Annotated in this window: 13 protein-coding genes; 5 read left to right on the forward strand and 8 right to left on the reverse strand. The window is 71.2% G+C overall.

The features are described 5' to 3' along the window. Positions 1-10 precede the first annotated feature (10 nt). Genes ABZW60_RS22870 through priA form a run of 3 tightly spaced genes read right to left on the reverse strand, consistent with a single transcriptional unit; the run spans position 11 to position 4,244 of the window. Entirely contained in the window at positions 11-1,210 is a 1,200-nt protein-coding gene (locus tag ABZW60_RS22870; protein ID WP_355479832.1) for a zinc-binding dehydrogenase, read from the reverse strand. Next, positions 1,207-3,510, reverse strand: coding sequence for an HAD-IB family hydrolase (locus ABZW60_RS22875; protein ID WP_355479834.1), 2,304 nt, complete (start codon positions 3,508-3,510; stop codon positions 1,207-1,209). The genes ABZW60_RS22870 and ABZW60_RS22875 overlap by 4 nt, the downstream gene beginning before the upstream one ends. Beyond that, positions 3,507-4,244, reverse strand: coding sequence for a bifunctional 1-(5-phosphoribosyl)-5-((5-phosphoribosylamino)methylideneamino)imidazole-4-carboxamide isomerase/phosphoribosylanthranilate isomerase PriA (gene priA, locus ABZW60_RS22880; protein WP_355479836.1), 738 nt, complete (start codon positions 4,242-4,244; stop codon positions 3,507-3,509). Before priA ends, ABZW60_RS22875 begins: the two co-directional genes overlap by 4 nt. Before the next feature lie 121 nt (positions 4,245-4,365). On the opposite strand from priA, the gene ABZW60_RS22885 reads away from it, so the two are divergent. Further along, a complete protein-coding gene (locus ABZW60_RS22885) occupies positions 4,366-5,484 on the forward strand; it encodes a cytochrome P450 (protein ID WP_355479838.1) in 1,119 nt (372 codons plus the stop codon). Here ABZW60_RS22885 and ABZW60_RS22890 read toward each other — a convergent pair. Then, positions 5,468-6,226 carry a class I SAM-dependent methyltransferase gene (locus ABZW60_RS22890; protein ID WP_355479840.1) on the reverse strand — a complete coding sequence of 253 codons (759 nt, stop codon included), beginning with the start codon at positions 6,224-6,226 and terminating at the stop codon, positions 5,468-5,470. The genes ABZW60_RS22885 and ABZW60_RS22890 overlap by 17 nt on opposite strands. A 9-nt stretch (positions 6,227-6,235) precedes the next feature. Beyond that, positions 6,236-6,751 carry a hypothetical protein gene (locus tag ABZW60_RS22895; protein WP_355479841.1) on the reverse strand — a complete coding sequence of 172 codons (516 nt, stop codon included), beginning with the start codon at positions 6,749-6,751 and terminating at the stop codon, positions 6,236-6,238. A 100-nt stretch (positions 6,752-6,851) separates the two neighbouring features. On the opposite strand from ABZW60_RS22895, the gene ABZW60_RS22900 reads away from it, so the two are divergent. Further along, on the forward strand, positions 6,852-7,340 hold the full coding sequence (locus tag ABZW60_RS22900) for a GAF domain-containing protein (protein WP_355479843.1): 489 nt from the start codon (positions 6,852-6,854) through the stop codon (positions 7,338-7,340). Between the two features lie 2 nt (positions 7,341-7,342). Here ABZW60_RS22900 and ABZW60_RS22905 read toward each other — a convergent pair whose 3' ends face one another. Further along, a complete protein-coding gene (locus ABZW60_RS22905) occupies positions 7,343-8,119 on the reverse strand; it encodes a TSUP family transporter (RefSeq protein WP_355479845.1) in 777 nt (258 codons plus the stop codon). Between the two features lie 108 nt (positions 8,120-8,227). Here ABZW60_RS22905 and ABZW60_RS22910 point away from each other — a divergent pair, with 108 nt between their 5' ends. From ABZW60_RS22910 to ABZW60_RS22920, 3 genes are read left to right on the forward strand one after another with little or no spacing between them, the layout of a single operon-like run. Further along, positions 8,228-9,025, forward strand: a complete 798-nt coding sequence (locus ABZW60_RS22910; protein WP_355479846.1) for a GNAT family N-acetyltransferase — start codon at positions 8,228-8,230, stop codon at positions 9,023-9,025. 24 nt (positions 9,026-9,049) lie between these two features. Then, positions 9,050-9,439: a YciI family protein gene (locus ABZW60_RS22915; RefSeq protein WP_355479847.1), complete on the forward strand. Its 390-nt coding sequence runs from the start codon at positions 9,050-9,052 to the stop codon at positions 9,437-9,439. Continuing rightward, positions 9,436-10,659: a sigma-70 family RNA polymerase sigma factor gene (locus tag ABZW60_RS22920; protein WP_355479849.1), complete on the forward strand. Its 1,224-nt coding sequence runs from the start codon at positions 9,436-9,438 to the stop codon at positions 10,657-10,659. Before ABZW60_RS22915 ends, ABZW60_RS22920 begins: the two co-directional genes overlap by 4 nt. Here the strand turns inward: ABZW60_RS22920 and ABZW60_RS22925 are convergent. Together ABZW60_RS22925 and ABZW60_RS22930 are read right to left on the reverse strand one after the other, a co-directional pair. Further along, positions 10,623-12,017 (reverse strand): FAD-binding oxidoreductase, encoded by a 1,395-nt coding sequence (locus ABZW60_RS22925; RefSeq protein ID WP_355479850.1) that lies wholly within the window; start codon positions 12,015-12,017, stop codon positions 10,623-10,625. The two genes, ABZW60_RS22920 and ABZW60_RS22925, sit on opposite strands and share 37 nt — an antisense overlap. 156 nt (positions 12,018-12,173) lie before the next feature. After that, positions 12,174-13,937, reverse strand: coding sequence for a proline--tRNA ligase (locus tag ABZW60_RS22930; protein WP_355479852.1), 1,764 nt, complete (start codon positions 13,935-13,937; stop codon positions 12,174-12,176).

The following is a 13,937-nucleotide window of genomic DNA, read 5'->3' on the forward strand; positions in this document are numbered from 1 at the left end:
TTCAGCGCCCTCATGAGGCCCTCACATCGAATGCGACCTTGACTGTTCCCAGTCGGCCGGCGGAGTGCGCGTGGTCCAGCGCCTCACGCCAGCGGTAGAGCGGGTAGCGGGCCCCGACGATCCCGTCCAGCGGGGCGCGGCCGGCGAGTTCCAGCGCGGTCTCGAACGCCGGGCGGCCGTTCGGTTCCTCCCGCGCGGAGGCGTACGTGCCGGTGACCTCGAGCTCGCGGAACCACACCGGCGACAGGTCGGCGCCGCTGGCCGGCATCCCGGACAGCACCACCCGGCCGCCGGCCTTGGTGACCCGCAGCACGGTGTCGATCGAGTCCTTGCTGCCGACCGCGTCGACCGCGACGTCGACGCCGCCGAGCAGGAACTCGCCGCCGCTGAAGTCCTGCTTCAGCCGGAACGCGCCGGTCGAGCGGCGGACGCCGCGGAACACCTCGTCCGGCGCGACCACGTCGCTGGCGCCGAACGCGCGCGCCAGCTCCCGCTGCCTCGCGTGCTTGGCGACGACGGTGATCCGTCCGGCCTGGGTCAGCTCACGCAGGGCGAGCGTCGCGAACAGCCCGACCGCACCGGCGCCGCTGACCAGCACCGACTGCCCCGGCTCGACCTTGGCGCGCAGGGCGGCGTGCACCGCGCCCGCCAGCGGCTCGACCAGGACGGCGCGCTCGTCGGACATCCCGTCCGGTACGGCGTACAGCTGGCTGCGGTGCGCGACCATCAGGTTGCCCCAGCCGCCGCCGGTGTCGCGGCAGAAGCCGGTCTGCAGGCCCGGCGCCACATGGCCGACCGTGATCCGGTCGCACCGGTTGGTGTTGCCGGACACGCAGCCCTCGCACGGCTCGACGCCGCGCGCGGCGCAGGTGAGGACGCTGTCCATCACCACCCGCGTGCCCTTGGGCAGGTCCTCGCAGTCGTCGAGCAGTTCGCCGACCACCTCGTGGCCGGGTACGAACGGCATCGACACGACCGCGGAGAAGTACAGCTTGGTGGCGCCGGTGACCATGCCGAGGTCCGAGCCGCAGATGCCGGACAGGATCGGCCGGATCCGCGCCCAGCCGGCCCGCTCGGCCTTCGGCTCGTCGATGGTGACGAGGCGCAGCGGCGCGGCCGGTCCGGTCAGGATGCCGGGGATCCGGCCGCCGACCGCCTTGGCCGCCAGGTACTTGGCCGGCGACCGGTACATCTCGAGGGCCAGCATCATCGGGCGTTCACCCCAGGGAGCTCCAGACGGGACGGCGTGGACGAGGTCTTCCAGTCGACGATCTGCCAGCGCGCGGCCCGGGCGGCCCGGAACAGCGACACGTCCGGCGACACGGCGACCGGGTTGCCGACCACCGACAGCATCGGCAGGTCCGAGTGGCTGTCGGCGTAGGCGTACGACTTGGACAGGTCGATGTTGGTCTGCCGCGCGTGGTGCTTGATCCACGCGGCGCGCGACTCACCGACCAGCGGCGGCCCGGACAGGAAGCCGGTGCAGCGGCCGCGGTCGTCGACGGCCAGCTCGGCGGCGACGATCTCGTCGAACAGCGGCTCCAGCGGCCGGGTCAGCGGCCGGACGGCGCCGGTGATCAGGATCGTCTTGTGCCCGGCGGCGCGGTGCTCGCGGATCCGGCGGACGGCGGCGCCGCTCAGCCGCTCCAGCACGTGCTCGGCGAGGATCTCGTCGACGATCTGGTTCAGCTGCTCCAGATCCGCACCGGCGTAGCGGCGGTAGATGGTCCGCAGGAACGTGCCGCGGTCCTTGCGCTCGGCGGCGATCAGCTTCGGCAGCTTGCGCAGCATCGCGCCGATCTCGCCGGCCCGCTGCGGACCGTCCAGCTCGGGCAGCCGCATCCACAGGTAGGTCTCGATCACGTTCGACGACAGCAGCGTGCCGTCCATGTCGAACGCCGCGATCACCTGGCTGTCCGCGTGCGGCTGCACCTTCTTCAGCACGCCGGCCGACTCGGCGAGCGCCTTGTTCCGCTTCTTGCGGACGACGTCCAGCCGGCGCATCGACTCGGTGACGCTCGGGCAGTGCAGCTCCTGCAGGTAGTACTGCCAGTCGACGACCGCGGTGTCGCAGGCGAACTTCTCCTTGTCGTCGCCCTCGAGCGCGTTGTGCAGGGCGAGCACGTTGTCGTCGATGAATTGCAGCTCGGCCTGGGCGTACTCGGAGTACAGGTCCATGTAGCGGCGCAGGAAGTCCAGCCGGCGCTTCTGGACGTCGAGCTCGCGGGCGTACTTGCGGGTGCGCTCGCCGCGCGGCACGCGGGTGATGACGGCGTCGGCGATCTTGTGCGCGCGTTCGCCGTACCGCAGCATGCTCTCGACCGAGTCGCCGCCGGGGAACTTCCACACCGGCAGCCGGACCGCGCCGCGCTCGCCGAGGTCGAACGGGTGCTTGGAGAAGTACTCCCGGACACCGGCGTAGAGCTGCTCGAAGGTCAGCGGGTTCCGGGCGCCGGAGCCGATGTGGTAGTACTCCGGCTTGCTCAGCTCGGGCTCGGTCGCCATCACCGCGCAGATCGCGCCGACCACGTGGTCGACCGGGATGATCTCGATCACCGAGTCCGGCGACGCCGGGAACTCGGGCAGCTCGCCGCGGCCGTAGGCCAGGATCAGCGGCTCGGCCATCTTGAAGCCCTCGATCCAGCCCGGGTGCGGGCTCTGCACCGCGGACTCGATGATGGCCGGCCGGACGATCGACGTCGGCAGCGTGCTCGCGAACTCCTCCACCACGCGCTCGCCGAGCGCCTTGGTGAACGTGTAGCAGTCGGTCCAGCCGAGGCTGCGGGCCCGCTCGGTGCCGGTCTCGACGAGCCGCTTCGCGACCCACTCGGTCCGGCGGCGCTCGGTGTCGGCCGCGGCCGTCAGGTGCCCGGCGCGGCGGTGCAGCTTCTCGGCCTCCTTGCGGAACCTGGCCAGCATCGGCGCGGACCGGGACTGCTCCTCGACCCGGGCCTTCATCGCCATCCCGGCCTCGGCCTCGGTCCGCCAGTCGACGAAGTGGTCGACCGGGGCCTCCGGGATCGCGCCGCGCCGGCGACCGGCGGTGTACGCCGTGGAGATGTGTACGTAGTGCACCGGGCGGCCGGTCTCGACGATCCGCTCGAGCAGGCTCTTGGTGCCGAGCACGTTCGTCGTGAACGCCTCGTGGATCGGCGGGTCGAAGCTCACGTCGCCGGCGCAGTGCACGACGATGTCGAGATCCTTGGGCAGCTCCGGTACGTCGGCCAGGTCGCCGTCGATCACCTGGATCCGCGCGGCCGACAGCGCTTCGGCGTCGGCGTACGGCGTGCCCTCGCCGTAGAACGGCTTGAAGATGTCCTTCTTCAGCAGCTGCGCCATCCGGTCGGTGCCGCTCAGCGACCCCTTCGGCCGGATGATCGCGGCGATGGTGGTGCCGGGGAGCTCGCCGATGATCCGGTGCAGCAGCGCCTCACCGACGAAGCCGGTGACGCCGGTGACCAGGACCTTCTTGTCCTGGAGCTTGTCCTTGAGCTTGCCGCCCAGACTCACTTGTCGCCTCCACGCGTGAGCTCGAGTGCCTCGGTCAGGGTGAACGCGCCGGCGTACAGCGCCTTGCCGACGATGACGCCCTCGACGCCGTCCTTCACTAGCGTGCTGAGCGCCTCGAGGTCGTCGAGACTGGAGACGCCGCCGGACGCGATGATCGGCTTGTCGGTGCGCGCGCACAGGTCGCGGTACAGGTCCAGGTTCGGGCCCTGGAGCATGCCGTCCTTGGTGACGTCGGTGACCACGTAGCGCTCGCAGCCGGCCGTCTCCAGCCGGGCCAGCACCTCGTACAGGTCGCCGCCTTCCTTCGTCCAGCCGCGGGCGGCCAGGGTGCGGCCGCGGACGTCCAGGCCGATCGCGACCCGGTCGCCGTACTGCTGGATGATCCGGTCGCACCACTCCGGGTCCTCGAGCGCGGCGGTGCCGATGTTCACCCGGCGGGCGCCGGTCGCGAGCGCGGCCTCGAGCGAGTCGTCGTCGCGGATGCCGCCGGACAGCTCGACCTGCACGTCCAGCGTGCCGGTGACGTCGGCGAGCAGCTCCCGGTTGCTGCCACGGCCGAACGCCGCGTCCAGGTCGACCAGGTGGATCCACTCCGCCCCGGCCTCCTGCCACGCCATCGCCGCCGCCAGCGGGTCGCCGTACGACGTCTCGCTGCCGGCCTCACCCTGCACCAGCCGGACCGCCTGCCCGTCCGCCACATCGACGGCAGGCAGGAGCACCAGGTTCTCTGACATGGGCCACACCCTAGAGGGCCTGAGTTCAGGATTCGTAACCCGGAGGCCTCCTGAGTCGTTTAAATCCGATCTGTCTCAGCAATACCAGTATGATAACTGGTCCTATGGTTACGCTGGCCCGATGGTGACCGTCGACGAGCTCGAAACCGACCCGCATCCGGCGCTCGCGCGGATCCGGCCGATCGGCTGGATCGAGTCCATGAACGCCTGGTTCGTCACCGGTCGGTCGCTCGCGGTGCAGGTACTGCGCGACCCGGCGACGTTCACTGTCGACGACCCTCGGTTCTCGACCGCGCAGGTCGTCGGCCCGTCGATGCTGTCCCTCGACGGCGCCCACCACAAGTCCCACCGCGACCCCTTCGAGTCCCCCTTCGGCCTGGCGGAGACCCGCCGCCGCTTCACCCAGCCCGTGCAACAAACAGTTGACGACCTCATGTCGACGCTCCACCCCCGGCATTCCGCCGACCTTCGGACGGCGCTTGCGGGGCCGTTGTCGGTTGCCGTTGTCGCGCTGTCGCTCGGGCTGCCGCCGGCCTCGGCGTCCACCGTGCTCGACTGGTACACGGCGATCTCGTCGTCGGTCTCCGGGATCTCGGCCGGCCGCCCGGCGACCGCGGACGGTGCGGCGGCGTTCGCCGAGCTGCACAAGCATGTTGCCTCCGGCATCGACTCCGCCGACTCGCTGCTCGCCGTGGCGGCCGCCGCCGGGCTGGGGATCGACGAGGTGGTCGCGAACGCCGCGGTGTTCATGTTCGGCGGGATCGAGACCACCGAGGGCATGATCACCAACGCCCTGTGGCACCTCCTCACGCACCGCGACCAGCTCGACCTGGTCCTGGCCGACCCCGCGCTGCTCCCGAACGCGATGGAGGAGTCACTCCGCCTGGAACCCGCGGCCGCCGTCATCGACCGCTACGCCACCCGCGACCTCGACCTCGCGGGCGCCGCGATCCGCCGCGGCGACATGGTCACCGTCTCGCTGGCCGGCGCCGGCCGGGATCCCGAGGTGTTCCCGGCCCCCGACACGTTCGACGTCCGGCGCCCGAACGCCCGCCGGCATCTCGCCTTCGCCAGCGGGCCGCACATCTGCCTCGGCATGCACCTGACCCGCCTGGAAACGCTGACCGCACTCGAGGCCGTACTGCGCCTGCCCGGTCTCCGCCTGGCTCCGGACTCCCCCGCGCCACGCGGTCTCGTCTTCCGCAAACCGCCGGCGCTGCACGTCACCTGGGACGCGTGAGAACCAGCATCGTCGCGTCGTACACCGGCATCGACCGCCCCGGGTCCCGGTCCGCGTCCGCGGCGAACCTGGCGAACCCGGCCTCGACCTCGTCCGCCGGGAGATGCTCGAACGTCGACAACGCCCGCAGGCTCAGCCGCTCGTAGCGCTCGCGCAACGTCCGCGGCGTCTCGACCGAGAGCCGGACGACCTCGTCGGCCGGCACCAGCCCCGCCTCGGCCGCCAGCGCCTTCGTGTCCGCGAGCGACCTGTACATCGCCGCATCGATCTCCCGCGCGGACGGGAAGTACTCGTACCAGAACAGGTCCGGCATCAGATCCGTGAACTGGGTGCGCAACAACGCCACTCCCCCGGGCCGCAGCACCCGGCGCACCTCCCGCAGCCCCTGCGGCTGATCCCGGAAATGATGGAACGACAGGAACATCAGCACCACGTCGACCGATGCCTCAGGCAACGGAATGTCCTCGGCGCTGCCCTTCAGGTAGGTCACGTCCGGATGCGGTGCCTGCTCGGCCGCCTCGCGCATCCGGTCCGACGGCTCCACGCCCCACGCCTGCCCCTGGAACTCCTCGGCCAGCCCGGGAGTCAGCCGGCCGACGCCGCTGCCGAGATCAAGGACGTCCAGCGGTCGCACCGACGGCACGTGCTGCGCGAAGGCCCCGGTCCAGCGCCGTACCTCGGCCGGCGGCATCGCACGGCCCGCGACGTACACCCTGCCCATCCGACCGTTGTAGTCGACCATGAGGCGACCCTAGCGCCACTCCTGATGCCACTGCTTGGCCACAGTGCTGGTCTGCTTGCGTACGGCATCGGTCGCGGCGTCGGCCGGCCAGAACTGGAGCAGGTACCGATCCACGACCGGCTCGTCGTCGCCGACCACGTCGACCCGCCGGCCCTCGTCCATCCCGCTGGCGCTGTAGCGGGCCCGATAGCTACGCACCGGCAGGCGGAACTCCGCGGACGTCGAGCCGTCCAGCCCGTACACCTCGATGCCTGGGGCCGCGGGCAGGAACGAGACCTCGACGATGTCCTCCCAGGAGTCATCCAGAGCAGGCTCTTGCTCGGAGTGCTCGATCCGAAGCCCTACGTATCCGGTGTGCAGCCCGGTCGCCAGCAGCAGCCGACCGGGTTCGGCGGCCCCGCAGAGGCCGTTCGCCTGCCCCCGCCGTGAGTCGTCGAAGTCCGGCCAGTCCGTGTCCCCGCTCATCAGGTAGATCTGGCCGAAGCTCAGATTCATCTTCCCGTCGAACAACACCTCCGTGTCCATGGCGCGACCCTAGGTCGCAACGAGGCGCGGAGGCCTCGTCCGCCGTCCGAATTGCCGCTTTTGACATCGGCCGGGGGCGATCGGGGTGCACAATGGCGGCATGGCGGAGCAACTGGCAGCCCTGGAGGTGGCGACGAGCCTCGACCATGTCGGGGAGATCGTCCGCAAGGAGGCGCGCCGGGTCACGGGCGCACAGGGAGCGACGTTCGTCCTGCGCGAGGAGGATCGTTGCTTCTACGCCGACGAGGACGCGATCGCGCCGCTCTGGAAGGGCCAGCGGTTCCCGATCACCGCATGCATCAGCGGCTGGGCGATGCTGCACGACGAGACCGCGGTGGTCCCCGACATCTCCGTCGACGACCGGATCCCGCTCGAGGCGTACCTGCCGACCTTCGTCCGGAGCCTGCTGATGGTCCCGGTCGGCTCACCGACGCCGGTCGCCGCCATCGGCGCCTACTGGTCCCGCCGCTACCGGGCCACCCCGGACGAGATCGCGTCCCTCGAGGACCTGGCCGCCCAGACCGCTACCGCCATCCAGCGGATCGGCCTGGACAACGCGCCCTGGGCCCCGACCTTCAGCCGTCGCTGAGGTCAGGCGAAGAACACGTCGTAGGCCAGGCGCAGGATCAGCGCCGAGACGACGACCAGGAAGACCACCCGGACGAACCGGCTGCCCCGGGCGACCGCGGTCCGGGCGCCGAGCAGACCGCCGCACATGTTGGCGGCCCCCATGATCAGGCCGAGCCGCCACAGCGGTGCGCCGCTCAGCGCGAACACCGCGATCGCGCCCAGGTTCGTGGCCACGTTGGCGATCTTCGCCTTCGCACTCGCCTGCAGGAAGTTGTACCCGAGCAGGCCGACCAGCGCGAAGATCAGGAACGACCCGGTGCCCGGTCCGACCGCGCCGTCGTAGAAGCCGATCAGCACGCCGACGCCGCTCGCCGCGAGGTAGTGGTCGCGACCGTCGAACCGCAACGCGGTGCGGGCGCCCAGCGACGGCTTCATCGCGGTGTAGATCGCCACCAGCACGAGCAGCACCAGGACGATCGGCTTGAACCAGGACATCGGGATCCTGGTCGCCACCAGCGCGCCGGCCGCGGCGCCGAGCCCGGCGAGAATCGCCAGCGGCAGCACGGTCTTACGGTCCGGGCGCACCTTGACACCGAACGTGACCGCGCTGGTCGTCGTACCGCACAGCGACGAGATCTTGTTGGTCGACAGGACCTGCGCGGGCGACGCGTTCGGCAGCCCGAGCAGCATCGCGGGCAGCTGCAGCAGTCCACCGCCCCCGACCACCGCGTCGATCCAGCCGGCCGCGAAGGCCGCGATCACCAGGAACACCAACGTCAGCAACGACACATCAGGCACAGCAGCACGTCCTCACGGACCCGATGATCCGGTAAGGGCGTAGTACCGCTCAACCTTTACACCGTCGAGTGAGAGACACACCACGTCGCCGCCGCGAGAATGGTGCGCATGTCGTCCTCGATCCTGCCGCCGGAAGGCGAAACCCTGGCCACCGGCTGGGAGCCGGACCTCGCGCCGGCCGACTCGCTGATGCGCCAGGCCGTGCTCGCGCACGCGTCCTGGGCCGTCGACGCCGCCCGGCGGGCCGGCAGACCGTGGTACGACGGCGACAGGTGGGCCGGCGGGATCCTCGACGGCCGCGGCGCGCTCACGAACTGGATCGTCCCGAAACAGCCGGTCGATCCGGCCGGGATCGTCGCCGAGGTCGCCGAAACGCTGCCCGGCCGTGCGCCGTACCTGTTCGTCAGCGCGTGGCCGACCGGCGACCTCCGCGCGTCCGGCCTGGAGCTGGCAGGGCATCCGCCGTTGATGCTCCGGCTTCCGCAGACGACCGCTCCCCCGACGACGGATCTCGACGTCCGCCGGGTGACGGACGCCGCCGGCCTGGCCGACGCCGAGCGGGTCCTCGTCGAGGGATACCCGTTGCCGGAGTTCCAGCCGTTCCAGCCAGGGACCGTCTACTTGCCGTCGTTCCTCGACGGTTCGGCCGTCTGGGTCGGATACGACGGCGACGTACCGCTGGCGACCGCCACGGCCCACAGCGCCGCCGGGGTCACCGTCGTCGAGAACGTCGCGGTGATGCCCGCCGCGCGTGGTCGCGGTGCGGGCGCGGCGGTGACCTGGGCGGCGACCACGGCGTACGCCGATCAGCCGGCGTGCCTGATCGCGTCGGACGACGGACAGCCCGTCTACCAACGCCTGGGGTACCTGCGTGTGGTGCGGTGGACCGTCTGGGTTCGGTCCTGACACCTTGTCCGGGACAATGGCGGGGTGAAGTTCCTACTGCTGGTTCACAACAACCTCGAGGCGCTCGAAGGGCTGAGCGAGCACCAGCTGACCGAGCTGGCCGGTGGCCGCGAGGCCGTCGCCACGCTCGCGCGCAAGCTGCTGAAGAGCGGCGAGCTGGTGTCCGTGCTTTCGCTCACGGAGCCGGCCGAGACCAAGGACGTCCAGCTGGTCGCCGGTACGCCGGTGATCTCGGACCGGCCGTTCCTGGAGACCAAGGAGTTCTTGGCCGGCGCACTGGTGCTGAACTGCGCGTCGCAGGAGCGGGCCCTCGAGCTCGCGGCGATGATCCCGCTGGCGCAGTTCCGGCGCGTCGAGCTCCGTGAGATCCGGATGGACCAGGACGACTTCCTCGCGGAGCTCGACCAGCTGTGAGGACGTCGGCGCCCGACCTGGAGGCGGCGATCCGCGCTGCGGCTCCGCGGGCGCTGGCGACGTTGGTCCGGCGGTACGGCGTGTTCGACCAGTGCGAGGACGCGGTGCAGGAGGCACTGCTCGAGGCGTTCGTGCAGTGGCGCGCCAACGGCGTCCCCGAGCAGCCCGTCGGCTGGCTGATCAGCGTCGCGACGCGGCGGATGATGGACGGGTGGCGACGGGACAACGCCCGCAGGCAGCGCGAACTCAACGACTTCCTGCGCGCGGCGGACCCGGATCCCGACGACTACCACGAGGACTCCGACGACACCGTGCGGCTGCTGGTGCTGTGCTGCCACCCGGCGCTGACCCCGGCGTCGCAGATCGCCCTCACGCTGCGCTCGGTCGGCGGTCTCACGACAGCGGAGGTGGCGGCCGCGCTGCTGGTCAGCGAGACGACCGTGGCGCAGCGGATCAGCCGGGCCAAGAAGACGATCGCGGGCGCCCGCTTCGAACTGCCGACCGCCGACGAGTACGACGAGCGGCTCCGTGCCGTCCTGCAGGTGCTCTACCTGATCTTCAACGAAGGACACACCGCCAGCGCCGGTGACTCGTTGCAGCGCGTGGATCTGGCGGAAGAGGCGCTCCGGATCACCCGCCTGCTGCAGCAGGCCGTCGGCGGTCCGGGCGAGGTGACCGGTCTGCTGGCGTTGATGATCCTCACGCACGCACGCCGGGACGCGCGGACCGGGCCCGGCGGCGACCTCGTCCCCGCCGACCGGCAGGACCGCACCCGCTGGTACGCCGGCGAGATCGCCGAGGGCACGCGGCTCGTCGAGGAGACGCTACGCACCGGCGCCGTCGGCCCGTACCAGCTGGAGGCGGCGATCGCGGCCGTGCACAGCGAGGCCGACTCCGTCGAGTCGACCGACTGGGAACAGATCGCCGGCCTCTACCGCGTCCTCGAGCAGGTCGACCCGAGCCCGATGGTGCGGCTCGGCTCGGCCGTGGCCGTCGCGATGACCGACGGGCCGGACGCCGGCATCGCGATCGTCGAGGAGCTGGCCGCCGACCGGTACCTCGGCGACCACCACCGCCGGCTGTCCGTTCTCGCCCACCTGCACGAGCTCGCCGGCCGGCCGGACCAGGCCCGCTCCAACTACCTCGCGGCGCTGGAGCGGACCCGGAACACGGCCGAGCAGAACTATCTGCGCGACCGCATCGCCCACCTCATCAGGTGACGGCGGCCACCGGTCCACTCCGGGCGCGGCGGCACGCTCAACTCACTGCGGAACACATGGCCCGGATCCACCGTCTGCTTGAGCGCGGCCAGCCGAGCGCGGTGGTCCGGCGGGTAGCAGAGGTCGAGGTCGGCGTCGGTCGGGTTCGACAGGAAGTTCAGGTAGGCGCCGTTGGGCTCCAGCGTCTTCCACAGGGCGTCGAACTCGGCGGGCTGCGAGCCCTGCTGCTCGGGCGATCCGACCACGACCGAGTTCACCAGGAACCGGGCGTCGCGGTGCGCGAACGCGGTCGCGTCCGCCGGCATCGCGCCGAAGGCACCGCCGAGCGCACGGATCTCGATCGCCATCCCGGGGATCCGCCGGCGGGCCTCGAGCAGCCGCTCCCCCAGATCGGCCGGCACCGTCTCGAAGAAGCCGTTGCGGATCCGGGGCCGCCAGTCCGCCGGCATCTCCATGGCGGCGAACACCTCGGCGTACGGGACCTCGGTCACCTTGTCGGTGAGCAAGGTGCCGAGGGTGCGCAGCGGCTCCAGGATCGCGTCGCGCGCGGCGACGTCACCCGCCACGCACACCATGATCGCGACCGGCACCTGCCCGTCGGCCATCATCGTCGGCGCCAGCTGCAGGGACGCCGTCAGGTCCTCGGGCGCGGTCGCCATGTACTCCGCCCACCCCTGGAGGACCTGCGCCGCCTGCACCCAGGGGTAGAGCAGCGCGCCGAAGTGCACCGTGGGCTGCGGTGTGGCCGCGATGTCGTACGAGGTGACCACGCCGAGGCTGCCCGCCGCGCCTCGCAGTCCCCAGAACAGCTCCGGCTCGGTCGCGGCGTCCACCCGGTGGATCGAGCCGTCCGCGGTCACCACCTCGGCGGCGACCACGTTGTCGATCGCCAGCCCGTGCTTGCGGACCATCCAGCCGATGCCGCCGCCGGCCATCAGCCCGCCGACCCCGACACCGGCCGTGTCACCGGACGAGATCGCCAGCCCGGCCTTACCGAGCCGCTCGGCGACCCGGCCCCAGGTGCCGCCGGTGCCGATCCGCACGACGTTGTCGGGCAGCAGCCGGACCTCGTCCATCGGCCGTACGTCGATCACGACACCGCCGTCGTTGGTGCCGAACCCGGCCGCGTGGTGCCCGCCGCTGCGGACCGCGATCGGCAGGTCGTGCGTCTCGGCGTACTTCAGCGCCGCGACCACGTCGCCCGCCCCCGTGCACCGCACGATCACCCGCGGCCGCCCCTCGGCCATCACCACGCGCCCGGCGTCCGGGTATCCCGGGTCCCCGGCCACCAGCACCTCGCCGGCTACGGCCTGCCGCAACCCGTCGATCCCCCGACCCACCACTACAGATTCCGTCATCGTCAACTCCCTGACTCCCGGACGCCCCCTCAGGCGCCACACCCCGGGATCGGAGCCGATCGGCGTTCCTCGACATGCCCGCCGGAAAAAGTCCGGGAAATGCGAAACCGGCCTCGCTCCCCTGCTGGGGAGCGAGGCCGGTCGGTCGGCTGTCGGTCAGCCGCGGACCGTGCTGACCAGGTGCTCGACGATGTCCGCGACCGGGACGTCGGCGCGGTCGCCGGAGCGGCGGTCCTTGACCTCGATCGTGCCGTCGGCGAGGCCCTTGCCGACGACCGCGATGGTCGGGATGCCGATCAGCTCGGCGTCCTTGAACTTCACGCCCGGCGAGACCTTCTCCCGGTCGTCGTAGATGACGCTCAGCCCGCGGGCCTCCAGCCCGGCGGCGATCTCGGCGGCCTTCTCGAAGACCTCCTTGTCCTTGCCGGTGGCAACCAGGTGCACGTCGGCCGGCGCGATCTCCCGCGGCCAGACCAGACCGAGCTCGTCGTGGTTGCCCTCGGCGATCGCGGCGACCGCGCGGGTGACACCCACGCCGTACGACCCCATGGTGACCGTGACGAGCTTGCCGTTCTGGTCGAGGACCTTGAGGTCGAGGGCGTCGGCGTACTTCCGGCCGAGCTGGAAGATGTGGCCCATCTCGATCCCGCGCGCGGTCTCCAGCTCACCGGAGCCGTCCGGCGCCTGGTCGCCGTCACGGACCTCGGCGGCCTGGATCGTCCCGTCGGCGGTGAAGTCCCGGCCGTGCACCAGGTTGACGACGTGGAAGCCGGACTTGTCCGCACCCGTCACCCAGGCCGACCCTTCCGCGACCCGCGGGTCGAGCAGGTAGCGGATGCCGGACGCGTTCTCCTTGCCGAGCACGCCGGGGCCGATGTAGCCCTTCGCGAGCGACGGGTACTTCTCGAAGTCCGCCTCCTCGAAGGCGACCACCTCGGCCGGCTCCAGCTGCGCGCCCAGCCGCTTCTCGTCGATCGCGCGGTCGCCGGGGACGCCGATCGCCAGCGGCTCACGGCTGCCGTCGGGGTGCACCAGCATGACGAGCACGTTCTTCAGCGTGTCCGCGGCGGTCCACTCGCGGCCGTCGGTCCGGGCGTGCTTCGCGTTCAGCGCGTCCACGAGCGTGTCGATCGTCGGGGTGTCGGGCGTGTCCACGACCTCGGCGGCCGGCACGCCGGACGCGTCGACCGGCGCGGCCTGCGGCACCACGACCGCCTCGACGTTCGCCGCGTAGCCGCCCGGGGAGCGGACGAAGGTGTCCTCGCCGTTCTCCGCGATCGCGAGGAACTCCTCGGACCGCGATCCGCCCATCGCACCGGACATCGCCTGCACGATCACGTAGTCGAAGCCGAGCCGGTCGAAGATCTTGATGTAGGCGTCGCGATGCTTCTCGTACGACGCGGCGAGGCCGTCGTCGTCGACGTCGAACGAGTACGAGTCCTTCATCACGAACTCGCGCCCGCGGAGCACGCCGGCCCGCGGCCGCGCCTCGTCGCGGTACTTGTTCTGGATCTGGTAGATCGACAGCGGCAGGTCCTTGTACGACGAGTACAGGTCCTTCACGACCAGCGTGAACATCTCCTCGTGCGTGGGGCCGAGCAGCATGTCGGCGCCCTTGCGGTCCTTCAGCCGGAAGATGTTCGGCCCGTACTCCGTCCAGCGGCCGGTGGCCTCGTAGGGCTCGCGGGGCAGCAGCGCCGGGAACACCAGCTCCTGCGCGCCGATCGCGTCCATCTCCTCGCGGACGATCCGCTCGACGTTGCGCAGCACCCGCAGGCCGAGCGGCAGCCAGGTGTAGATGCCGGGCGCGGCGCGGCGGATGTATCCGGCGCGGACGAGCAGCTTGTGGCTCGGGACCTCCGCGTCCGCCGGGTCCTCGCGAAGGGTGCGGAGGAACAACGACGACATACGCAAAATCAC

It is taken from the genome of Kribbella sp. NPDC003557, from assembly GCF_040610805.1.
Taxonomy (GTDB): domain Bacteria; phylum Actinomycetota; class Actinomycetes; order Propionibacteriales; family Kribbellaceae; genus Kribbella.